This is a genomic window from Paenibacillus sp. AK002 (assembly GCF_053903045.1).
In genome coordinates, this window is sequence record NZ_CP096377.1 from 1,456,450 (window position 1) to 1,480,659 (window position 24,210).

At 48.9% G+C, this 24,210-nt stretch carries 17 protein-coding genes; 14 read left to right on the forward strand and 3 right to left on the reverse strand.

What is annotated here, in order from left to right:
• Positions 1-29: 29 nt before the first annotated feature.
• The 13 genes from M1D70_RS06200 (at position 30) to M1D70_RS06260 (ending at position 19,574) form a co-directional block, all read left to right on the forward strand.
• Positions 30-371 (forward strand): hypothetical protein, encoded by a 342-nt coding sequence (locus M1D70_RS06200; protein ID WP_456289437.1) that lies wholly within the window; start codon positions 30-32, stop codon positions 369-371.
• Between the two features lie 203 nt (positions 372-574).
• Complete coding sequence (locus tag M1D70_RS06205) at positions 575-4,330, forward strand: hypothetical protein (RefSeq protein ID WP_456289438.1); 3,756 nt, start codon at positions 575-577, stop codon at positions 4,328-4,330.
• Between the two features lie 82 nt (positions 4,331-4,412).
• Positions 4,413-9,449: a polymorphic toxin-type HINT domain-containing protein gene (locus tag M1D70_RS06210; protein ID WP_456289439.1), complete on the forward strand. Its 5,037-nt coding sequence runs from the start codon at positions 4,413-4,415 to the stop codon at positions 9,447-9,449.
• Positions 9,450-9,454: 5 nt separating this feature from the next.
• Positions 9,455-9,787, forward strand: a complete 333-nt coding sequence (locus tag M1D70_RS06215) for a hypothetical protein (RefSeq protein ID WP_456289440.1) — start codon at positions 9,455-9,457, stop codon at positions 9,785-9,787.
• Between the two features lie 248 nt (positions 9,788-10,035).
• On the forward strand, positions 10,036-10,194 hold the full coding sequence (locus tag M1D70_RS06220; RefSeq protein WP_456289441.1) for a hypothetical protein: 159 nt from the start codon (positions 10,036-10,038) through the stop codon (positions 10,192-10,194).
• Between the two features lie 630 nt (positions 10,195-10,824).
• Entirely contained in the window at positions 10,825-11,160 is a 336-nt protein-coding gene (locus tag M1D70_RS06225) for an Imm8 family immunity protein (RefSeq protein WP_456289442.1), read from the forward strand.
• A 607-nt stretch (positions 11,161-11,767) separates the two neighbouring features.
• Entirely contained in the window at positions 11,768-14,077 is a 2,310-nt protein-coding gene (locus M1D70_RS06230; protein WP_456289443.1) for a helix-turn-helix domain-containing protein, read from the forward strand.
• Positions 14,078-14,119: 42 nt separating this feature from the next.
• The gene (locus tag M1D70_RS06235) at positions 14,120-14,311 is read left to right on the forward strand and encodes a hypothetical protein (RefSeq protein ID WP_456289444.1); all 192 of its coding nucleotides are present in this window, start codon (positions 14,120-14,122) and stop codon (positions 14,309-14,311) included.
• Positions 14,268-15,188 carry an ABC transporter permease gene (locus M1D70_RS06240; protein ID WP_009589751.1) on the forward strand — a complete coding sequence of 307 codons (921 nt, stop codon included), beginning with the start codon at positions 14,268-14,270 and terminating at the stop codon, positions 15,186-15,188. The genes M1D70_RS06235 and M1D70_RS06240 overlap by 44 nt, the downstream gene beginning before the upstream one ends.
• A gap of 12 nt (positions 15,189-15,200) precedes the next feature.
• Positions 15,201-16,061, forward strand: coding sequence for a carbohydrate ABC transporter permease (locus M1D70_RS06245; RefSeq protein WP_009589738.1), 861 nt, complete (start codon positions 15,201-15,203; stop codon positions 16,059-16,061).
• 60 nt (positions 16,062-16,121) lie between these two features.
• The gene (locus M1D70_RS06250; RefSeq protein WP_456289445.1) at positions 16,122-17,672 is read left to right on the forward strand and encodes an ABC transporter substrate-binding protein; all 1,551 of its coding nucleotides are present in this window, start codon (positions 16,122-16,124) and stop codon (positions 17,670-17,672) included.
• Between the two features lie 29 nt (positions 17,673-17,701).
• Positions 17,702-18,757, forward strand: coding sequence for an amidohydrolase family protein (locus M1D70_RS06255; RefSeq protein WP_036662337.1), 1,056 nt, complete (start codon positions 17,702-17,704; stop codon positions 18,755-18,757).
• A gap of 460 nt (positions 18,758-19,217) precedes the next feature.
• A complete protein-coding gene (locus M1D70_RS06260) occupies positions 19,218-19,574 on the forward strand; it encodes a Rieske 2Fe-2S domain-containing protein (protein ID WP_433938728.1) in 357 nt (118 codons plus the stop codon).
• 984 nt (positions 19,575-20,558) lie between these two features.
• Here the strand turns inward: M1D70_RS06260 and M1D70_RS06265 are convergent.
• Genes M1D70_RS06265 through M1D70_RS06275 form a run of 3 tightly spaced genes read right to left on the reverse strand, consistent with a single transcriptional unit; the run spans position 20,559 to position 22,205 of the window.
• Positions 20,559-21,101 carry a chromate transporter gene (locus tag M1D70_RS06265; RefSeq protein WP_456289446.1) on the reverse strand — a complete coding sequence of 181 codons (543 nt, stop codon included), beginning with the start codon at positions 21,099-21,101 and terminating at the stop codon, positions 20,559-20,561.
• Positions 21,101-21,670: a chromate transporter gene (locus M1D70_RS06270; protein ID WP_456290394.1), complete on the reverse strand. Its 570-nt coding sequence runs from the start codon at positions 21,668-21,670 to the stop codon at positions 21,101-21,103. Before M1D70_RS06270 ends, M1D70_RS06265 begins: the two co-directional genes overlap by 1 nt.
• Before the next feature lie 52 nt (positions 21,671-21,722).
• On the reverse strand, positions 21,723-22,205 hold the full coding sequence (locus M1D70_RS06275; RefSeq protein ID WP_009589721.1) for an Lrp/AsnC family transcriptional regulator: 483 nt from the start codon (positions 22,203-22,205) through the stop codon (positions 21,723-21,725).
• 501 nt (positions 22,206-22,706) lie between these two features.
• On the opposite strand from M1D70_RS06275, the gene M1D70_RS06280 reads away from it, so the two are divergent.
• The gene (locus M1D70_RS06280) at positions 22,707-23,750 is read left to right on the forward strand and encodes a CapA family protein (RefSeq protein ID WP_009589743.1); all 1,044 of its coding nucleotides are present in this window, start codon (positions 22,707-22,709) and stop codon (positions 23,748-23,750) included.
• Positions 23,751-24,210 lie beyond the last annotated feature (460 nt).

The window sequence follows — 24,210 nt, forward strand, 5'->3', positions numbered from 1 at the left end:
AGGAGACGTTCCGCAAAGGAGGAAGACTTATGGGCAAGAGGCTTAAATTAGCAGGGCTTCCGGTCATCAGCCTATTGTTGATCCTATGTTTGGGCTGCGGCAGCAAGCAGTCGGCCAGTTATGCGTCTCTGGTAAAATACGACGACCAAGAGTATATCGGAAAAGGCACTGAGGGTGCCGAGGCTTTTGCGGAGGCGGATTTGACCTTGGCGGGCACGATCCAGAAGCGGCTCGAGCCTGATCAATATCCGGATACGCATTTATCGTCGAACGAGCTGCCCGAAGGCACGGAAATCTATGTCGTCGATGAACATACGTTGGTGGCTTTGCAGGAAGGCCGAAGATTCAAGGTGTTTGAGCGCATGGAATAAATGCAGATGAACGATGAGCGTCCCTGGTGTCTGGAAACAGATGCTGGGGACGTTTTTTTGTTTACAAAAATCGACATGATCGACCTCGCAATTTGTCGAGCGATAGAGCCGATTTTCCTATTCAGCTGTCTACATAGTATACCGATAATTATAAAATGTCCCAGGTAGTGGAAGGAGGTGCGGAAAATTCCTGCGACGAATTCATGATATGGCTAGAGGAGGCAAAGAATGTGAGGTCTAAGAAAAACCGAATGATTCCATGGCTGTTGGTATTTGCTTTATGTCTGAATGGATGGAATCCATTCATGGCATCAGCTGAGGGAGTTCAGCAGCAACCTAACGAACAAGAAATGGTACCGGAAGTAGTGGCGCCGCCCAGCGTTACGGATGCTGTATATCATAATTCAAATGTAGAATTGCTTGCAGATAAAAGAGAGGTAACTTTATATCCAGGCGAAACCTACAGATTTCATAATACATCTACTTCAACAAGGCTGATTTCGAGTAATGGATCTTCTTCAAATGGTGTTGTATATGACTATGTAACCTTTAATGCCGATGGAAGAATTACAGGCGAGGAACTAAATCACGGCGGGAATGTTTCTCAGTCAAAGGGGGCGTCCACCATCATTACGGTTTCGGGCATGTTCCCGGTTACATTCTCCATTTTTCCTGAGGTGACATATTCCGTGTCCTCGACACCGGCGCTCCATCGTATAACACTTCAACAGGGAGAAAGCTATATTTTTACGAATGAAGGGAACCAGTCCCTGAATCTGCTAAGCGATGCTTCGAGCAGCCAGGAAAGGCGATACGATTATGCTGAATATGCCACCGACGGCACATTAGATAGCTCGGACTTTAACAGTGTCTCAACTCCAGCGGTCGGCCAAGGGAATGAAATTATTATAACCGGGGCTACGCTCAACCCGGTTACCGTAGGCTTTCCATACGATATGTTTAACGGCGAGCACAGCGCGGAACCGGCATATGCGAGGGTTACATTGAACCAAGGACAAAGCTATCAGTTTACGAATGTCAGCATGAAAACGGATACGCTTGAAAGCGATGGAAAGTCCAGCGACCGTTTCGATTATGTCGTCTATTTACCGGATGGGACCGAATATTCAAGAGGAACGAATACGTCTAGTGAACCTAGCGTTGCAGCAGGTCGTACAGCAGTACTGACGATGGTTACGGCGACCCCGGTTACATTTGGCGTTCCATACCGAACGTTTGATGTACGGCCCACAGGAGGCAGTGCCATTAGCCGTATAACCGTTTATCCGGGGGATACGTATGTTTTTTATAATAATGGATCGCTGACAAACCCCATCCGGAATGATGCAAGCAACGTTGGCGGTTTATTTGACTACGTCATTTACAGACCCGACGATACCATATACAGAAGCGGATTTAATCAAAAGGGGAGCCCAAGCATTCCTTCATTGGGATATGCCATTGTCACGAACATAGGAAATATGCCCATCGTGTTTGACTATACCGATGATTTTGCAGTAGAAGGCAGTGCGGAGCCTGCATTTGAGAGGGTGACTTTATATCGAGGGGAAAGTTACGAGTTTACGAATATTAGTAGCAGTCTCGAATATTTGGACAGCGACGCTTCCTCTTCGTCCGGTCGGTTGTTTGATTATGTTACTTATTACGAAGATGGGACTGAACGTTCGAGGGGACAAGCGACAAGTGTTGAACCTAAAGTCTATCCGAATAACAAGGCGGTCGTAACTGCAGTGTCGGATAACCCGGTGACTTTTGGGGCCATTTATACCGTGTTCCAAGGCGGGGGAAGACCCAATGAAGCGATCAGTCAAATTACCCTTAATCCCGGCGAGTCCTATATATTCCGTAACCATGGGACCTTGTCGAATCCCATCATGAATAATGCCAGCAAAGTAAACGGAATATTTGACTACGTTATGTATAAAGCGGATGGTAGTCGATCTTCGGACGCCTTTAACCGAAGCTCCAGTCCGCAGGTACCGAAACAAGGCTATGCGAACGTCACGGTTGCCGGTACCCAACCTATCGTGTTTGATTATACGGACGATTTTACGGTGGAACCAAGTACAGAGCCTGCTTATCTGCGCGTAACCTTGTCCAAGGGAGAAAGCTTCTCGTTCACCAATGTCAGCACAGAAAGCGAGTATTTGGATAGTACAGCTTCCTTAGCGGGTGGTCGTAACTTTGATTACATCATCTATGATGCAACGGGAGCAGAACATTCACGAAGAACGGGAGCTACGGTGGAGCCTAAGGTGCCTCCAGGCTATAAAGCAGTCGTAACGACGGCTTCAGACGAACCTGTCAGTTTCGGTGGTCTATACCGTGTATTCCGCGGACAAGATGATCCGGGCGAGGTAGTTGAGCATCTCACAATAAATCCAAATGAATCCTATGTTCTTTATAATAATGGACCTGACGTTGAGCTTCGCCACAATTCGGATCAGGTCGGTGGAGTCATGGATTATGCGATATATCGTTCGAGTGGGGAGCTTTTCTCGGATGGGTTTAATGCATCCTCAAGACTAGAAGTTCCATCCCAGTCCCATATCGTAATCACAAATCCTTCCTCTGTTCCGATCCTTTATGAGTACTCAGGAGATATTACCGTCGAAGCAAGCACAGAACCCGCATTCCACAGAGCTACACTGAATCAGGGACAGAGCTATCAATTTACGAATATCAGTACGATTGACAAGGCAATCGTAAGTGAGGCTGTACATGGTGGCCGTACGTTCGATTATGTTCTCTATGATGGATCCGGCGTGGAAATCGATCGTCGAACAGGTACCAGTATGGAGCCTGTCGTTGCGCCTGGAAATAAGGTGATCGTGACGGTTTCTTCGGACAGACAAGTTTTGTTTGGAGCCGTATATCGACTCTTTCAGGCAGAACCTGCTAAGGAGCCGGTGGGAGAAAAAATAACCGTAAGACAGCATGAGAGTGTGATCTTTACCAATCCGGGAACCACAAGTCAAATGATGAAATCGAACGCTCTTGAAGGAAAGAGCTTCTACGATTATGCAGTATACAGCCCAGGGGATAAACCGGAACAAGCTCAAATCAATTCAATAGATCAGGAGATTGTCATTCCTGGAGGCGGTGCCGTCGTAGTAACGGTAAACTCAGCGGAATCCATTACCTATGAGTATTCGATACCCGTTACTGCAGAGGCTAGCGATGAGAAGGCGTTACTTAAGAAGGAACTGGCTGCTGGAGAGATGGGAAGGTTTACGAATACGGGGCAATTTGAAGCCAAGCTGCTGACGGATGCATCTGTTGTCTCTGACCGGTATTATGATTATCGGCTGCTGGACGCGACCGGAAACGTTTTGAAAGAGGCAACCGGAACGGATGAGGAACAAATCGTGCCAAACGGTGCACGACTGGAAGTGACCGTATCATCATCAGAGAACGTACTTTTTGCGGGACCATCCAGAAGTTTTACATTTACTGAAATGACGGATCCGTTTATCGACCTCGTGGAGCGGAGAGCAGAAGACATATACTTAAAAGAGAAGCAGGAGAACTACTATCGATTTAAACCGGAGGCGGATGGATTATACCGATTTGTTGTCAAGGAAAGCAAGAACTTCGAGAAGGAGCCTCAAGTGATATTGTACGCTGATGCTGGATTGACCGATGAACTGGCTACGACTGTTGGCCAAGAGAGAGAGCACGGTTGGGATTACACCGTCTTGGAATGGGAGCTGAAAGCGGGCCAGGTTTACTATTTAAAATTAGTAGAGAAAGATGGGGTTGCTCTTGAAGGGGTGATCAATTCTGCTCTTATGCTTCTTGCCGCGGAAAACAAGTATCACTATGGCTCAAATAACCGGCTTTCTAAAGTGATTCTCCGTACAGGAGATGAGATTCTATATGAATACGACAACAATGGCAATGTAACGAAGCGAAGCAAAAAGGTATTTCCATTCTAATTCCATCAGATGCGATAGAGGTGACGATGTGTTCAAAAGAGGATGTATAGTTGTTTTATGTATAAGCTTATTATTGGGAAATATGGGCTCTTTGGTATATGGAGACAGCGGCAAGGTTACAGCCAAGTCAAGAGAGATTTCTTCACCTGCGATTACGATTCCGATGTTGGCCCAGCAGTATGGCGTAGACACCGCTTGGGTTCAAGAAAAGATCGCGGATGGATATACCTTGTATCAGATATACTCATCTCTTAGTGGTAAGAAGAGCTCAAAAGCAGCCGATACCGTTCTGGCCAATATACAGGTACCGGATGTTGTGCAATATGATGAGAAGGCTGTGGTGTCATCATTAAAAAGCTTGGCTGAAGATTCAAACGGCGTGGACGAGGCGGCTCTTGAGCAGGTACGAATCCATGACGACTCGTCGGCCTACTTCAACAGCTATGATCAAGATTCGGTCTCCATGGCTACCGGTGATTTGAATTATGCGAGCGTGGACTTGGAGCTTCCCGGTATGATCCCGTTCTCATTAACACGGGTATACGACAGCTCGAAGGCGAACGAAGAGATCGGGATCCGTCAGGATGAGGTAACTGGACAGGCTGTGAACGATGCTCGCATGCGAAGAGAGGAGACCTCTTCAGCCTTAGGTCGAGGTTGGAGATGGGACCTTCCCCATATTCAAGAGAATAGCGGTAAACGCTATTTGTATTTTCCTGGTGCGGGCTCCTTCGCCCTGTCCGATTCATTAGACATTGTAGGGTATAGTTGGAATGACATGGATCTGGTAACGGATCAAAGCGTAACCGTGAATGGACAACCAAGTGAATATAAACTGACGGTTCTCAATGATTATGTTTACTACTTTGATGCTCAAGGTTATCTGCTACAAATTAAGGACAACTATAACAATACGGTGAGCTTTTTATATGATCAGATGCCCGAGGGTGTTGTATTAAAGCAGATTTCGAATAGCGAAGGAAATACTCTCCAATTCAGACATACTACATTGAGTCTTTCTGTGATTTTGGAGGGAACGGACCAAAGCGTGGAATATCGCAAGGTTCAGAAGGAAGGCTATACGCTTCTGGCAGAGGTTGTCGACTCACTGTCTCGAAGTACTTCTTATGTGTACAACCATCCGGTGTCGAAGTTTAACTTCCTATCCGGGCTGGTGAGCGTGCCTGAACAGCATGAAGCTGACGGAACGGTTTTATTGACTCGTATCGTGTACCCGACATCCCGGATCACCGATATTCAATATGAAGCTTCATTGAAACAGATTGGGGATTATGCAACCAGGCATGTTTTTAAGGTCAGCTCCCGCAAGGATACATTCAGTTCGACATCGGGAGAAAAAATACTCGGTTCCCGCAGCTTTGAGTATACGGGTGAAGACTTGAATCGTTATGGTCGAGATGTGAACTGGACCACGACCGTAAGCAGCAGTAAATGGGACGAAACGTACAAGCTGAGCAGTACCTTTGAGGGAAACTCAAGCCCAGCGCTTCATTACTTGCAGGAATATCGCCAATCGGGAGATTCGGTTAGTTATATCGAAGAGTATGTCTATGATGAGACAAACAAACGAAATGCACCGCAGCAGATCCAAGAACGATATGTTCAAAATGGTGCGGCTTCCGCGCCTGTTTCCACGTCGTATACCTATGATGAATATGGTCTCATCACATCGGAGAGAACAAGCACCGGCCAGGAAACAAGCTATGAATACCAGCATATGACGGGTACAGCAGAGTGGAAGGAACCTTCCAAGGTAACCGTCAAAATGAACGATACACAGTCTCAGGTTACACAGTTTGAATATGACGGGCAGGGCAGTGTAACGAAAGAGGTCGTGTCCCAAGGAACGGGCGGAACACCGCTTGCTCAATCTGAGTATGAGTATGACACGTACGGCAACCGGACAAAAACCAAAGTCAGGGATGATTCACGATTTATTGAACAGACGTACAAGTACGAGTCCCCGTATGGACGTCATCTGCTGACAAACCAAAGCATGGTCGTGAAGGACGCTGCCTCACGGTCCTCCGTCATTACGACGGACTATTCATATTGGCCGACAGGACAGCTCAAGAGCCAGAGAGATAGCGACGGAAACGTGCAAGCGTACACTTATGATAAATGGGGTAGAATCACCCAGCTTCAATATAGTGACGGCACGCTTTCGAGCATACGTTACGATGATGCATTGAATCGCGTCACTCAGACAGCTGCTGATGGCGTGATTACGACGGAGCAGTATGATCCGTTTGGGCTGCTGGTACAGGAGAAGACGCATGATGCGTTATACGAGTATGAATATGATGATGAAGGCAACATGACGGAAGTGACCGATGCCGAAGGCAACACGACGAGCCTAACGTATGATGCTTTTGGAAGAAACACGAAAACGGTATACGCTGATGGAACCAGCAGTAGCACAGATTATAAGGTCGTGGAACGGACAACCACGTATAGCGACGCTGCTGGAACCAAACAGCGCGAAACCTATGATGTACTGGGAAGAACAACATCAACGCAAGAGTGGAAAAATGGAGGATTTGCGCCGCTTCAGCATCTGGAATACGATCTGCTCGGTCAGGTGACGGCATCCATGGATGGCAATCAGCAGCGCACCGAGTATACGTACGACGTGCTGGGCCGCTTGACCTCGGTGAAGGATCCGAAGGGAGAGGTTACTCGCTATACTTATAGTATGGCTGGTGATTTGGTTCAGATCGTAATGCCTGATAAACAGACGGTAACGAAGTCGTATGATGAGATGGGCCGCCTGATCAGCCAGACCGATATGGCCAATCAAACCACGGTCTACCATTATGATAATCGTAGTAATGTCACGCAAGTGGTGGACCGTAAGAACCAAATCTATAACTACGGTTATGACTCCGAGAATCAGCTGATTTCAAAGAGCGGACCGGATTTCTCGGTGAATTACACCTATGATGACGCAGGCCGCCGGACTAGTATGACCGATCCTACGGGTAAGACAACGTATTCTTACAATCCTGAGGATGGAACGCTGAAGGAACTGGAGTTTCCGGACGGAACCAGGGTGTCCTATGAATATAATACGCAGTCGAAAACTGGATATATCCTGACGGACGCTGCCGGAGCATCTATTCGTATATCGTCAGAGCTCGATGAAATGAACCGGGTCTCGGCGATGGATATCAGCACCGGAAGCAGTGGACCTTCCTTGATGTCTGCTTCTCCGCTTGATCGAATGACCTTTAAATATAAGGCTAACAGTTTGCTGGAGCGCAGAAGCCTTGATAGTGGACTCAGTACCGGTTTTAACTATGACGGATATGACTTGTCAGGCGTAACCGTTCAGCAGGGAAGTACATCCGTACACGAATTCGGATATAGCTATGACCTGAACAAAAATATCATCTCCCGCACCGAGAATGGAACGTCAGGACAATTCACTTATGACCCGCTGAACCGGATTCAGACGGAAACGTCAGGTGATAAGAATTTAAGTTATACGTATGACGCTAACGGGAACCGGCTGGAGCAGGGAAGCGGCAAGATTTTCGGCCTTAAGGAAGCAGATTATACGTTCGACAGCCAGAACCGGTTAACCCAGGTGGCAGGGGAAGGCAAGGAAGTCAGCTACACCTATAACGGAGACGGATTGCTCTATGAACGTAAGGAAGGCACGGATACCACACGTTATTACTATGATGAGGAAGCCAAACTGATTGCGGAAGCGGAAGTCACCGGAAGCAATGTTACCCTTACCTATGCCTATGTCTATGACCTGTACGGTCAGTTAACCGCAAGGCAGGACCGAGCCTCCGGGAAGCTGCAGTATTACCAAATCAACGGTCACGGCGATGTCGTCGGTCTGGTGGATGAGCAGGGTACGCCGCTAAACAGTTATTCTTACGACATATGGGGTGGCCCAGCGGAAACCGAAGAAACTGTCCCGAACGTGATGCGCTACGCCGGCGAGTATTGGGATGATACGACGGGACTGCAGTACTTGCGTGCCCGCTGGTACGATCCGGGAACGGCTCGGTTTATGGGGGAGGATACGTATGAAGGGGAAATGGATAACCCGTTAAGTTTAAACGGGTACACCTATGTCGAGAATAACCCGCTGATCTACGTCGATCCTACCGGAAACAGCAAAGCATCAGCCAAGTCTTGCTTGCTCCTATGTTTTGCTGCGGGAACGATCATAGAAACGCAAGACGGACCGAAAGCGATCGAAGAGATTAAAGTCGGAGATTATGTGCTGGCCCAGAGTGAAGAGACCGGTGAACTAGATTATAAGCCGGTAGAAGAGACTTATCATCGGGTAACGGAAGAAACCTATCATATCCAGGTGGAGGATACCGTCATCGTCACGACGGCAGAGCATCCATTTTGGGTGATAGGGAGAGGCTGGGTCGAATCCAGAGATTTAAAAGCAGGAGATCGGCTTGTCAACGATGAAGGAATAGAGTATGTCATTGAAAAGATCGAGATCAAGCAAGAAACGATCCGAGTATACAACTTCAGCGTTGGGGACTACCATACGTATTTCGTAACGGGACTCAAGCTATGGACCCATAACTGCGGTGGAAGTGGAGGCCGAGGCGCTGGCGGGGGAGCCGGAGGCAGCGGAGGGTTTGTGGCAAGACCTGGCGGTGGCGGAGGAACATCCCTACCTAAAAAGGTAACGAGCCCGAAACAGAAACAGAAGCCAGTCGTTAATTTGACGCAACTGAACAAGCAACTTCAAAAGGCCATTGCACAATTCCAAAAGAATCGGAGTAAGGGGCCAGGAATTTCTCTAGTTAAGGATACTGGTAGCATTTCCAAAAACACTGCCAACTTAAGGTCTTGGGCAGAACGAAATGGTTGGGTGAGACAAGATACTGCTGGTGGTGTTGAACAATGGGGAGTAAGGGACGCCACTGGGAAATTTAGCTGGAGATTGAAGTTGAAACCTGAAGTAAGTACAAGGGAAGGGCTAGGAACAGGAAGTAACCAACCCCGTTTCGATGCTAGGCTAGACGATAAAGGAACACCAACATCATACATTAACCCGTTTACAGGAGAACGCGGCGGTAAGAGTATTGGTACCCATATTCCATTAGGGAAGTGAAATCTATGAAGAAGGAAAAACTATTGGAAATATTGAAAGACCCAACTGCATCAGATGCAGAAAAAGATGACGCAGTAATTGAATTAGGAATCAATTTTCAAGATGCTGAGACAGTGGACATTTTAATACAATTGTCCAATGACAGTAATTATGATGAGATGATTGCAGCTAGCTGCGGTGAGTATTTAGGTTATATTTGGCTAACTACACAGCAAATAAATTATGAAAAGTTATCTCATCTAAAAGGCATTGCCTTGACAGAGGCTCTTTCCCAAATAAAAGCGCAACGCCCTGATTGGTACGAAACATATATGGAATTGTATCCTCAATCAAGGTAGCTTTGAGTCTATTGCCCTAAAGTTCAATTCTTTAGGGCTTTCTTTTTGGTGGGGATACCCAGTCGCAACTGAACGGCATGTATTGCGATCATTACTATGAAGAAAGTAACTTTGGTGACGACCCGTTAACATATGACAGTAGGGAACGTGTAAGGCTAGTCGAAAGGGGAGGTTCGGGGTTAATAAACATTCATGTGAAAGTAGATAATACAAAATATTCTATAAAGCTGGTAGGTGTATGTTCCTTGATGAGAATGGAAAAAATTGGAGTGAGTGAAATGCAAAATAACGAGGAACGTGATTGTGTTAAATTTTTTAAGTATAGTCAAGATGATATTTTAGAAATTTTGACGGAGTACATCGCAAAAGAGCATGGCTATGGAACATTTTTTCTAAAGCTGAATTAAAAGGTTCTGTGGGAAAGGATCTACGGCTGTTAATGGTAGTTGGCACATTAGATGAAGATGAAAGAGTTAAGAATGTAGATTTGGAGCAGTTAGATAAAAACATGGAGTTCAATGGAAGCCATAAGTGATTATTAGTATGTATGAGCATTCTGCTCGGAGTCCTTTAGTGACAAGTCTTCAGAGCCAAACGAAAGGCGAAAATGCTGTGATTTGGCAAAGGTTACTTGGAGAGTCGGACAAACAGGGGATCGACTTCAAATACTATCCTTGATAAAGCCAAAGTTCTAGCTATGTTTGAGTGACTTCTAAAACATTTTTTGGAGTAGAGTTCAGTTCACTGTGCTGATTACCGAAGATCCTTTACTTAGAATCGGAGGAAATAATTGCCCTTGAGGCCATAAAGACCTCAAGGTTTTCTTTTACCCGGCAATTGCTGATTGAATCGGGTGGTACAGGTCGAACGATAAGAACATATAGACATTGAAAGCCGCATAAGTTACGGTCTTTTTGTTTGAAGTATATAAGTTCTTGGCTTGAGTTAAGACAAGAGCTTATATACTTGGCCAAATGAACGAACTAACGGAACAAAAGAAGTTAAAAACGTGCATGTTGATATAGTGGGGGAGTAAAATGATTAAACCAGTATTAGTTTCATTTACTGTTATCAGCGAAGAATGGGGAGATGATATCGAAAATTTTGCTGTTGAAATACAATTAGATATCGGCCCTTATAATTCAGAAGGTGCTGATACTTTTTCTTTTCGTGTAGTAAGTCCTAAGAAATTGGAGCAATATCTTGACGGAAACAGTGTAGAATTTGGACGGGGAATATTTATTATGAAAGATTACAACATTAAAAATATTCAATCTGAGGTTAAAAGGCTAATTGAAAATTGCCAAGGAAATTCATGGAGAGAGGTTGCTCTTTTATTATCGAGATATTTTCATTGGGAGTATGAAGAGTAGATAGTTGGGGATTGACCGAAAGTAATAGCAAGGTAGCATTATAAGAGCAAACGTAAGTAATTGAAGCCGAATTTCCGAATTTATTGTTAGAAAGGATTTATAAACAGTATAGCTAAGACCTTGAAGGTTATTTACCCATCAAGGTCTGACTTCTATCTCACGTACGCAGCTAATCTTCTAGCCTGTGAGAGTGTGGTCGCGGAAGGAGGGCTTAACTAATTACGGGTAAAACTGAAGGTTCTGGAGTTTCCGTACGGAACCAGAGAGTGTAATATGCTTGATAAACTTTCAAAAGCTCTTTCCCACTTGAATTATGAGTAGGAATGAGCTTTTTCTGCATGCTTAGGTAGTGGCAGCAGGACTCGAAAAAACATAAAACATACAGAAAGCAGAGGTTCTTTCTCTAATTAAAGCGAAACGCCCAGATGGGTACGGACTTATTTAAATTGTTTGCTCTCAAGGTCATCATTTCATTGTTCGAATACCATTTCACTGCAAGCTCCATCCATCTCCCTTGTCCGGCGAATATTATAACTTACATCACAATATAGTAAACGTAAATGCAAGCCCTGTTACTTGCAATTTTAATTACAAAGGGGGGTCATTCATGAAGCGAAGGACACCGCCTGACCGCTTGGCTGAGCCGGGGGCCGCCGATACTCCGCCTCCCAGAAGGCACACCCTGTTTTGGAGAATGTTCGCGAACTATTTTCTCCTTATTCTCATCCCCGTCATTGTTGCTTCGGTTCTTGCTCAGGTGCTTGTCGTTCGCATCATCGAAAAGGATGCCGAGCGTTTCAACCAAGTGGTGATGAACCGGTTCTCCGAGCAGACGGATGCCGAGCTTCAATCGCTAAAGACAAGCATGATTAATATCCTGAGCACATCCAGATTACGGAGCGTGCTGCTCGCTCCCATGTCTTCGTCGCCGGAAAGCCAGCTCCTTCCGGAGCTGCTTCATTCCCTGCGGGAGCAGCTGCAGCAGCTGGAATCGGACGAATTGGTTGAGAAGGCTTATTATTATTTTGTCCATCAGGATTTAATGATCGATGCCGAAACCTATACGAATAAAGCGTATTATTTCCGTTCCCGCTATCCCTTGGATCTGAACCGCCGCCACCAGCTGGAAGCCGAATTATCCGGCAAGAAAATGATGGATTTCATGGATTCCCCGGCTTCCGTAACGGCTTCCATGAGTTACCCGTTCAATACCGCCGCCCCTGAAGTTTATCTCCTGGTCGAAGTGAAGCGAGACAAGCTTGAGGAGCGGATTCATATTCCGGAGAGCTGGGTCACGGGCACGGCCATTGTGGATGATACTGCCCAAGTGATCGCACGGACCGGTCTGACCGAGCAGGACCAGTACGCCCTGCAGCAGCGAATACGCACGGATGGTTTCGCTTCGCAATTTACGATATCGGACAAGGTGGGGCTGTCCTTCATGGCGTCCGGCTTCAACGAGTCTTGGCATTATATCAGCATGGTTGATCTAGGCACATTGATGAAGCCGGTCCATATTACCCGTTTAATCTGCTGGTTGTTCCTCCTGTTCTTCCTCGTTGTCGGCGCGTTCGCCTCGTATTATTTAAGCCGGCGCTTGTACCGGCCGATTCGGGAGATCAAGGATGGCTTGAAGCTGCACCATGCTCCGAATGAAGAGGGCCGTTACGAAGGCAACGAGTTTGACGTCATCAAACGCTACTCCCAGTTCATCATGACCGAGAATAAAGAGCTGTACCAGATGGTGAACGGGATGCTGCCGATCGTGCAGGAGCAGTTTTTCACGAAAATCCTGCTGGGGCAATACCGGGATGCCTTATCGATTGAGTACTACGCCAAGGAGATTGAGTTTGCTTACAGCCATAAGGCGGCAAGAACCGTCCTGTGTATCTCTTTCCACTATGACCGGTCGTTTTATGATGCGACTTCGGAATCCGCCAAGATCTTTTTGCTGTCCGAGCTGAAGGACAAGATCCACCGGCTGGCGCCCGGCATGGTCTGGATCTGCCAGACAAGGCCGGATTTGATGGCTTGCGTCGTCCAGCATGATCACATCACGGAGGGGTATCCGGAGCGAATAGCGGAGCAGATCAGGCACATTTTTCTGGATTACGGTGTCTATTATAAAGCGACGATCGGGATCGGCAGAACCGTTCATGCCATCGAAGAGCTGCATCAGTCCTATGAGCATGCCCTGGCCATGCTGAATTACCGGGGGCTGCATTCCACGGTGGAGATTTGCGGCAGTCTTCCTTCAAGGGAGCTGCAGCAATGGGACTCTTTCCTGTCCGTGCAGGAGGTCCAGCGGATCCACAACCAGTGCAAAACCCGGGAGTATGACAAGCTGCTCCAATCCGTGCTGGATATTCTGGAGGAAGGGAAACGCAAGGATGCGGCAGCCGTGCAGATGAAATATCTGCTCGCCGATGTGCTCAACACCTGGATTCGGGCGGTGGAGTCGGAGCGCAATGAATTGAACGTTCCCTATTATTCCGGTCTGTTCGAGCGAATGAATCGCTGCATGACATGGGACGAGCTGACGCAATGCTTCCAGGACATTCATGGCTTTCTGTTCCGGAAGCCGGCCTCCAGCAGCCGCAGCCAACAATTTATGGAGATATTGGAGTACATTCACGAGCACTACGATCAAGAGCTGTCGATCGAGCATTTTGCCGGCATGATGAATATGTCCATCGGGCATTTCAGTCGAACCTTCAAGGAAGAGGTCGGCGAGAAGTACGTGGAATATATTGCGAAGTACCGGCTGATGAAGGCAAAGCAATTTTTGCTTGAAACGGATTTGAAAATAGACGAAATCGCCGAAAAGGTGGGGTATTGGGGGAGGAATTCCTTGATTCGGGCTTTCCGCCGATATGAAGGCATAACGCCTGCCAAATACCGGAGTTCCCATCAGTAGGAAAGAAGAGACTGCATTATTTTCTGAAGTCTCTTTTTTTGCATGGAACAGGCCAAAAGCCTTGCCCCACAGGCATTGCAAAACATGCGTCTTACGGAAAAGATGTTTGCTTTACGCGAAGTAGGCACGGCTCGTATAGTGGGGACAACAACAAACGAATGTAAATGCTTTCAATCGGAGGTGGGGATTATTGGCGCAGCTATCACGAATCGGCTACGTTCTGAAAAAGCATAAAGCGTTGTACTTGCTGATGCTGCCCGGCATCTTGTACTACTTGATATTCAAGTACGCGCCGATGTACGGCATCATCATTGCCTTCCAGGACTATTCGATCGGCCGGGGCATTTTGGGAAGCAAATTTGTGGGACTGAAGCATTTCATTGAATTTTTCTATGTCACCCCCGATGCATGGAAGCTGATTCGCAACACGATCATGCTGAATGTGTACGATCTTCTGTTTCATTTTCCGGCGCCAGTCATTCTGGCGATCCTGTTCCATGAGCTGAAGAGCAAATGGTTCAAACGGTTCGTGCAAAACATCAGCTACATGCCGCATTTCCTGTCGACCGTCGTGATCGCGGGCATTCTCGTCACCTTCCTGTCTCCGACAACGGGCGTGGTGAACCATCTGCTCGTTAAGCTGTTCGGGCTCGAGCCGATCATGTTTCTCGGCATGCCCGAGTGGTTCCGGACGGTGTACGTGGGCTCCGAAATATGGCAGAAGGTCGGGTGGGGGACCATTCTCTACCTGGCTGCGATTGCCGGCATCGATCCGACGCTGTACGAGGCGGCCAAAATGGATGGGGCCAACCGGTGGCAGCAGGTCCGGCATATTACGTTCATCGGCATGGTGCCTGTCATGATTATTCTGTTCGTGCTGTCGCTCGGTAATTTCATGGAGGCCAGCTTCGAGAAAATCCTCTTGATTTACAACACGATGAATTACGAAACCGCGGATGTCATTAATACCTTTGTGTACCGGCGGGGCATCCTGGACGCCGATTTCAGCTTCGCGACCGCGGTAGGCCTGTTCCAGTCGGCGATTGGCTTCATTCTGGTCGTTGCGGCCAATCGGGTCGTACGCAAATATTCGGAGACCAGCCTGTGGTGAGGGAGGTGCGCGATGAAAAAGCAGGAAAGCTTCGCTTCGAAGCTGTTTGACGTATGCAATGTATTGTTCATGATTGTGCTGATCATGGTAATGGCTTACCCGATGGTGTACGTATTCTCGGCTTCCATCAGCAACAATGCCATGGTCGCGAGCGGTGCGGTGCTGCTATGGCCGAAGAAGATTACGCTGATCGCTTACGAACAGCTCATCTATAACCCCGATCTCTGGGTGAGTTACTGGAATACGATCCGGTACACGTTCCTGCATACTTTGCTGACGTTGATTGCGACCTCGGCGATGGCGTATCCGCTTGCGAAGCGGTGGCTGCCCGGCCGAAGAGTGATTCTGCTCATGGCAGCGTTCACGCTTCTCTTCAGCGGGGGCATGATTCCGACCTTCCTGATCGTTCAGAAGCTGGGGATGCTGGACACGATCTGGGCGATCGTTCTTCCGTCGCTGATCAGCACATGGTACCTGTTCATTATGCGGACATTCTTCGAGGCGCTGCCGGAGGAGCTTGAGGACGCGGCTGCCATCGACGGGTGCGGGTCCATGCAGATTCTGGTACGGATCGTGCTGCCGCTATCCGTGCCGGTGATGGTCACGATCGGCCTGTTCACGGCGGTGAATCAATGGAATTCCTTCTTCAGCGCTTTGATCTATTTGAATGACCGGGAGATGTATCCGCTGCAAATCATGATGCGCAACATCCTGATCGCCGGTACGAACGTGCAGGGCGAAGGGGACTTGACGCATCTGGAAACGCTGAAATACGCCATGATCATGATCGGGACGCTGCCGATCCTGTGCGTTTATCCGTTTATCCAAAAATATTTTGTACAGGGCACGATGATTGGCGGCATTAAGGGGTAGTCATGGATTTCACGGGAATCCATCTCTATACGATGTGACGATAAAAAAGGAGGTTATGGAATGCGGCAAAAGGGGTTCAGAACTGCGCTTGCCATGATCCTGCTCTGCGCGATGCTGGTTACGGGCTGCACCGGCGGAGGCAAGGACGACTCGGGGACGTTAAGCCCTGACAAACCGGTTACTTTTTCATGGCTCGTATACGACCGGGTGGAGGGCAAGGTTCGGGATGACTGGGAGATTTTTAAAGAGATCGAGGCCAAGACGGGCGTCAAAGTGAAGTTCCAGATCGTAAGCCAGGAAGGGCTTGAGGAGAAGAGGCAGATCATGATTGCCACGAATACCGCCACGGATTTTATCCAGGTGCCGACGCAGGACGGCAGGGAGCATGGGCCGGAGAAGGTGTTCCTGAATCTCAATGATTATTTGGATCGGGCACCGAATCTGAAGGCCTTCTACGAGAAATATCCGGAAGCCAAGGCGCTGGCAACGGGCACGGACGGAGGCTTGTATACCGTACCTGTCCTGGAAGGGGATGCGGAAGGCAAGGGCTTCAACTTTATCTGGTATGCCCGCAAGGACATCATGGATCAGCACGGGATACAGGCCCCGACCACCGTGGATGAATTTTATCAATATCTGAAAACGTTGAAAGAAAAGATGCCGGACTCCTATCCGCTCATATCGAACGCGATCGTAGGCGATACGGGGCTGTACACGACCTTCGGGCGTATCTTTACCGGCATCAGCGGTTTCTACAACCTGGATCCAACCACGGATCAATATGCATTCGCGCCGTATCATGAGAATTATCAGGATATGCTGGTGTACCTGAATAAGCTGTATGCGGAAAAATTGCTGGATCCGGAATTCTCGCTGCTGACGCAAGCGCAGTGGGAGGAGCGCATCCTGACGGGCAAATCCTTGGTGACGTTTTTCTGGAAGGCGGATCTGGAATCCTTGGTCGCCAAGGCGAGGGGGGCCGGTACGGCGGAGTATGAGCTGGACGCGATTCCTTCCTTTGCCGCCGAAGGGATCAAGAACTATCAGTTCTCCCGTCCGGTCGTCGGCACCGTCGGCCGAGCGATATCGGCCAAAGTGAAGGATAAGGAGCGCGCCGTCCAATTCCTCGATTATCTGGTCAGCGAAGAGGGAACCAATTATCTGTCCTTAGGAATCGAAGGCAAAACGTATACGATGGAGGACGGCAAAGCGGTATATAACAAGGAGTTCGGCGAATCTCCGTTTAATGCGCTGCGCAAGGACTGGGGCGTATGGTACGACCTGATCACGCTGAATAACGCCAAGTCGCGGGAAGTGTGGGAGCGCGGGTTAAGCGAGAAGAGCAAGGATATCAATGCAAGGTATGAGCAGTATATCGTCCCTGCACCGAAGCAGATCGTCAAGACGGAAGAGGAGCTGGAGCTCGAGAAATCGAAGCTGAACAATCTGAACAAATTCCTCGAACAGAAGGTAACGGAGTTCGTAACCGGCAAAACGCCGATCAACGATTCCACTTATCAGCAATTCATCGATCAAGCGAAGAAACTCGGTTCCGACGAACTCCTTGCCATGTATAACACCGCGTATACGCGCACATACGGCGGCAAGTAATTCCTTATGGAGATGGGAGGAATCAAGCAATGGACGATACCAAAATCATCGATGTCGACGTTCATAACGAGCAGGACGACAGGGCGCTGCTGCCATATCTGCAGGAGCCTTGGCGCTCCCGGGTAGCAGCATCCGGCATCGGGTATGCAGGCTCAGGGTATTACTCGCCGATCGGCGTGATGAAAAAAGACTCGATCCCTCCGGGTGGAGGCAAAGCCGGCTCCGATCCCGATTATATGATCAAGCAGTTGATCGAAGGCTATAATCTGGACTATGCCGTGTTGACGGGAGTCGTCTACAACATCTCCTCCACGCATGATCCGGATTATGCGGCGGCGATATGCTCGGCTTATAACGATTATCTGATCGCCGAATGGCTTGGCAAGCATAAAGCTTTTAAGGGAGCCATGGCGGTAGCCACCCAGGACCCGCTGCTGGCGGCACGCGAGATCGATAGGATCGGCGGCCATCCGGATATCGTGGAGGTGATGATCTCCAGTGCGGCGAGGTCGCCGCTGGGACAGCGCCACTATCACCCGATCTACGAAGCGGCGGCGCGTAACGGCCTACCGGTCGCGATCCACCCGGGAGCGGAAGGCGGCGGGAGCTCGACGGCTCCCACCGCGGCCGGCTACCCGACCCGGTATATCGAGTGGCACACCTGTCTCTCCCAGATGTTCATGGCGCATCTGGTGAGTATGGTCTGCGAGGGCGTGTTCGTGAAGTATCCGAACCTCAAGGTCGTTCTGGTTGAAGGCGGAGTAGCCTGGCTGCCGGGCCTGATGTGGCGGCTGGACAAAAACTACAAGGCACTGCGCGCAACCGTGCCCTGGCTGACGAGAATGCCGAGCGAGTACATCCGGGATCACTGCTACTTATCGACGCAGCCGATCGAGGAGCCGGATAATCCGCAGCATCTCATCGATCTCTTCAATATGATCGATGCCGAGAACATGCTGCTCTATTCCAGCGATTATCCGCATTGGGATTTCGACTCGCCGGGCCATGTCCTGCGGGGCCTGAAACCGGAAGCTCGGCGGAAGATCTTTTACGAGAATGCGAAGCAGCTGTATCGGCTGGATTGAGGGAATGGATGATGTCTGGGAGTTGTGGATGGAAGCGGGTTTGGATTAATGGAAAGCATACTCATGAACGAATCAGGTTTGCATGGTCGAGGGTGCGCCTTGGATGGACGAAGCAGACATGCATGTTCGAGGGTGGCTTGCATAACTGAAGCTGGTCAACGATGAATGTACAACAAAATGGATTAACTCTGTGTATGAGTAACTTCCATAGCTCAACGATTTGGCTACTATTTGAATGGAACAATGCAAAGTTGAAGTGATTATTTGGACTAATAAATATAACGATATGGACTGGTAAGTGTCGTAACTCGATTTACGGGAAGTCATGGGGATTTGACTAGGTAACTAGGTTACTCTGGATGAATCTCCGCAGGTGAATGCAAACTCATTCAATAAACTGGGCACGGGGGAAAAACCATTAGATCCAACGAACAGGGGTTGAAGTCAAGGAGGTGCATGCATGGCGGTACATTACGTGCTGGCGGAGGAGGACGTTCCAGAGGGTGAGCACAAAGTCGTCAACATCGAGGGACGCGAAATCGGCATCTATCGGGTCAACGGAGAGTACCATGCGATACTCAACTACTGCCCGCATCAAGGAGCGCCGATCTGCGCAGGACTGGTCTCCGGTACGACGCTGCCCTCGGAGGTATACGATTACGAATACGGCCGGGCAGGCGAGATCGTCCGATGTCCCTGGCACGGCTGGGAATTCGACCTGCAGACCGGCAAGTCGCTGTTCAGCGACCGGATCCGGGTGAAGAAATACAAGGTGGAGATTCATGAGGGCAAGATCGGTGTGGTAATGGGAAGGTAGCAGGCGGGTGGTTGAAAGAATGCCATATGGAGCAGCGGAGATTCACCTAAAGCAAATGATCACGACGACATCGGATATCAGATGTGATGGGAGGCTGCGGGCAGCTCGTTGGGAAGCTGGGGGAACTCCAGGCACTTTTTGTGGCGTCGGACATAACCGGATGTTTGGCATTTCGCTGATGGGGTGCAGGGATATAACGGGAGTCGCTAATTTCGCTGGTGGGGCACGGGGATATAACGGGGTGTCGCCATTTCGTTGAAGGGACGCAGGGATGTAACGAGTCATCGCCAGTTCATTGATGGACGCTGGGCTATAACGCGGAATGGCGTCATTTCATGGATAAGCACAGGGATATAATCGGATGTTTGGCATGGCATTTCACTGGTGAACACGGAGATATAATGGGACATCCCCGTTCACTGATGGACGCCGGGCTATAACCGGATGCCACCATTTCGTCGTCTACTCCTTGGCTAAATCGTGCCCTGTCGCCATGATTGGGGGTTACTTAACGGGAAAACGCAGGTTTCATCGCAGATCAGTAGCGCTCAAGAGACTAATGTCAGCTTTTAACGGACCGTAGATCCGTTATTAGAGGTAATAACGCGATTATTTACCATCTTCCGGACTCCAGATCCGCTATTGTGCGGATTAAGGGTACAAATACCGAGTAAGACGGCAAATAAGGTCCTCTGAGTCCGCTCCCCCCGACAAAAGTGCTGTTTTTCGAGAAATAAGGTATTCTGAGTCCGTTAGGGAGCCAAGGCCCTCACGACCAAGGAGCAAGTGGAGTTTGGACATATGAAATGATATTGCGATCCATTGACAGACGTCCGGTTCACAGGTGAATTTCTGCTCATTCCCCAGTTCTCTGCTCGTGGCGAAAATGAAAAAGAGCGAGGATTGAGGGGCACGCCCCTCAAACTCGCTCTTTTAGTCATGCCGATATTTCTCGGCAGGGATAGTGTTTTCTACTATAACACCTCATACCACCTGCGACAGCACCAAGCCCCCGTAAGCGAACGCGGCCAGGATCACCAACGCCGGGTGGATTTTGCGGATGTTCATCGCCCAGAAGGCGACGGCGGCAATGCCGAGGGATTGCAGGAGGCCGATGGAGATGACGGAGCTTTTGCCGATCTGCCAGGTCAGGGTCAGCATCATGATCGCGATGACCGGCTGAACCAGCAGGGTCATGCCTTTGACCACGGGCGACGTGCGGTATTTTTGCAGCAGATTCAGCAGCCAGATGAGCGCTACCGCGGAAGGGATGACCGTCGCCGCGAGGGCGAGGGTCATGCCCATCCAGCCGGATACGCCGTACCCGACAAAAGCGGCGATTTTGGTGGCAATCGGCCCGGGAAGCGCGTTGCCAAGTGCAAGCATGTTGGAGAATTCCGTGTCGGTCAGCCAGCCGTGATTCGTGACGATTTCCTTATACATGAGCGGGATCGAAGCGGGGCCGCCGCCATAGCCGAGCACGTTGGAGACAAAAAAGCTGATCAGCAGCTGAAGCCATTCTTCCATCAGGCGGACCCCTCCTTATCCCGTCTTTGTTTTTTGAGTTTGGCTACGGTTCTAAAATGCACGGTGCCATAGGCAAGGAACAGCATAATGACGAGGGCCGGATGGATCTGGATGCTTTCCAGCAGGAGAAACGACACTACAAAAAATCCGATCCCGGCGTAAATGCCAAGTCCCTTCACGGCCTTCTCGCCGAATTCGTAAGCCATCGTGCCCAGCATGACCGCAATGACCGGCGTAACGCCGGCAATCATGCCCGCCACGATTTTGGAGCTGCTGAGGAACGTCACCGCCGACAACAGCGCGATCATCGCGATGCAGGTCGGGAGGATATGCGCAAGAACCGCGACCACCGCGCCAAGCGCCCCTTTTTCCCGGTAACCGAGATAGGCGGCCATCTTCGTGGCGATCGGACCCGGAAGCGCATTGGCCAGAGCCAGCACCTCTCCGAATTCATCGTCGCTGAGCCAGCCGTAACGAACGACGGCCTCATGCCGGAGCAGCGGAATGACGGAGGGACCGCCGCCATAACCAAGTATGCCGGTTCGGAACATGCCGAACGTTAATTCCATGTATGGATTGCTATTTTTATCATCCAAGGGTAGGAGTCCTTTCTGTCAAAAATCAGAGTCTGATGCCCATTCGGCTTTTATAGCGCTTGATTAGAATCTGTGTGTCCACGCTGGTTATGCCCGGAAGCGGGTAAAGCTTCTCGTTTAAAAACATTTCCATTTCCTTATGATCGGCAAACAAGCCGTGCATATGCAGTTTGCTGGGACCGGTCATATGATACAGGCTGGTGACATATGGCTCGTTCTCCAGTGTGTCCGCCACCTGCTGCAAATATTTGGGCTCAACCTCCACATTGAAAAAAGCGGACACCGAAATCCCCACTTTCTCCGGATTAATGACGGCCGCGAAGCGCTCAATGACGCCGTCATCAATCAGGGCATTGACCCTGGCCTGCGCGGCCACGCGGGACAAACCGATCTCCTTGGCCAAATCCGTGTACGAGATTCGCCCGTTTTTTCCGAGAATTGCAATGATTTTGCGGTCCGTATCATCAATCATGGGGGTTGAGTTCTCGCCCGCAGCGTGAATATTCATGGATTGCAGCTCCTTTAGTTTTACTTATATGTAAGACTAACCTCGTGTGAATATTACAAAACGTAATTAAAATTAAAGATACACTTACGATACGTTTAAATATATAAGTTCTTTACATTGTTTTCAATATGATTTGCAAAATTTGAAACTTTTTCTCCGCATTTTAAGTCTAAGACTATGGATAGAAAAAGATAGATTTGAATGATTTGAATGTTGACATGCCTCAATGGAGAAGGCGGAATGATTCTGGAGAAGCGAAGCGGTCCCCTTTGACCCTGGATTTTCACCACTTGTAATCCGTTTGAAAATAATCTTGTTGCAACAGAGATCGGAAGAATAATCCGCATGCGTAGTGCTGAAAGGGCTACTGGTTAGAAACCATTACATAATTCTATTAAATGGTTCCTTTTATATAATTACCCTTTTATATCAATTTATGATAGGATAAACGAGGTGAATAACTAGCTTCTCAGGATTTTTATTTGGAAAGGCGGCATGGATATGAAAAGATTATTTTGCCTCATTCTGGTTATCGTTATGCTGATCCCGGCCAGCATCGTTTCGGCAGCAGGGACAACCGCTCAAGCCAACAAGTCGAAGGATAAACCGATAAATCTCGTGTTTGCAGGTGACATTTTGTTAGACGGATATGTGGGAAGCCAGATCGATAGATTCGGTAACCTATATCCTTTTAAGAAGGTAGCCCCCATCTTGAAAAAGGCGGATATGGCGTTTGCCAATCTGGAGACGCCGGTCTCCATTCGTGGCAAGGCTGCGGATAAAACCTTTGCTTTTCGTTCGAAGCCGGACACGCTCAAGGGCCTGGTATACGCGGGAATCGACGGCGTCACGCTGGCGAACAACCACATCCTGGACTATGGCCAGCAGGCCATGCTGGACACGATCACGCATCTGAAACGCCAGAAGATCGGGTATACGGGTGCCGGGCGAAATATAGACGAGGCCTTCGAGCCTTACGTGCAGAACATTAACGGGAAGAAAGTCGCGGTGCTGGGCGTCAGCCGGGTGCTGTCGGGCAATTCCTGGATTGCGGGCAAGAACCACCCGGGTGCTGCCTCCGCCTACACGATGGAGCCTATGCTGACCCATATTAAGAAGTCGGCCAAAACCAACGATTATACGATCGTATACATCCATTGGAACCAGGAATTCGCCGACTATCCGGAAGAATATGCGCGCACGATGGCCAAGAAGATGATTGACGCCGGGGCCGACATCATTATCGGATCGCACAGCCATACGTTGATGGGCATCGAATATTACAAGAACAAGCCGATTTATTATTCGCTTGGCAACTTTGTGTTCAACCGCTCCACCCGGGGCGGAGACAAAACCTTGCTGTCGATGATGGTGCATGTCGAGATTCAGGGCTCCAAGATCACGAGCCGAATTACGCCTGTGAAGATTCTTCAAGGTCAGCCGAATCTGATGGACAAGAAGTATAATAAAGAGATCATCGCGAAACTGAACAAACTCTCCTTCAATGCAAAAATTGATGCCAACGGCAACGTCAGCAAAAAATAATAGGGAATCTTGAAAACAACTGCGGCTATAAACTGCGGTTGTTTTTTTTGCGCTTTTTGGAAGCTCGCCGTAAAAATAAGTCGGAAACTGGCGGCGAGGCGTTTGTTTTCATTCCCCGCATTCGACAAAAGCTGCGCTTACGCCGCCCATCCGGAAATTCCTGCCGAAAAAATAAAATAAAATTTTACAAAATGTATTGTAATTTAAAATAAAATTTCAATATGATGAAGGGAAGAAGACGGGTTAATTTCGTTCGTCGGAAGCGGTAAATACGAATTGGCAGCATACTTTTTTGCAGCCCTTCCAGCTAATGACTGAATGTAAAGCCGATACCGGCAGAGTTAACTCGGTCTTAACACAGATTGGAGGTGGAGTTAACAAGCGAGCGCTATACTCCCGAGTAGGTCTTACGTTCATGAGCGGACTTACAACCGAGAGGAACCAGAGTCCAAGCATAGAG